Below are 428 nucleotides of genomic sequence, written 5' to 3' on the forward strand. Positions count from 1 at the left end.
CCATCTGATCGACCCTCTGCCGGCGTTCCACCGGGGCCGCACCGTCCTGGTCGGCGACTGCGCGCACGCCATGGCGCCCACGCTCGGCCAGGGCGGCAACCAGGCCATCGAGGACGGCATCGTGCTCGCCCATCACGCGGCGCCCGACGGCGACCTCGCGGCAGCCCTCGCCGCATACAGCGCGGACCGGGTTCCGCGTACCGGCGGCATCGTCCGCAAGGCCGCCCAGGTGACCCGGCTGATGCGCCTGGCCAGCCCTCCTGCCGTCGCGCTGCGCGACACCCTGATGTCCGCCGTCTCCCGGTTCGGGCCCGGCCTCGTCCTGCGCACCTTCGACGGCATCGCCGACTGGCGGCCGCCGCAGCACACGTATGCTGCCGGGACGAGGAACACGCCCATGTCGCAGCGGTAGCCACGGGCTGTCTGTT

1 protein-coding gene is annotated in these 428 nt (G+C 73.6%); it reads left to right on the forward strand.

From position 1 onward, the window contains the following. Positions 1-412: FAD-dependent monooxygenase (locus AC1DUE_RS20430; protein WP_477041231.1), on the forward strand; the 412-nt coding region annotated here is incomplete at its 5' end. Positions 413-428: the final 16 nt, after the last annotated feature.

Source organism: Cellulomonas sp. P4_A2, from assembly GCF_056402515.1.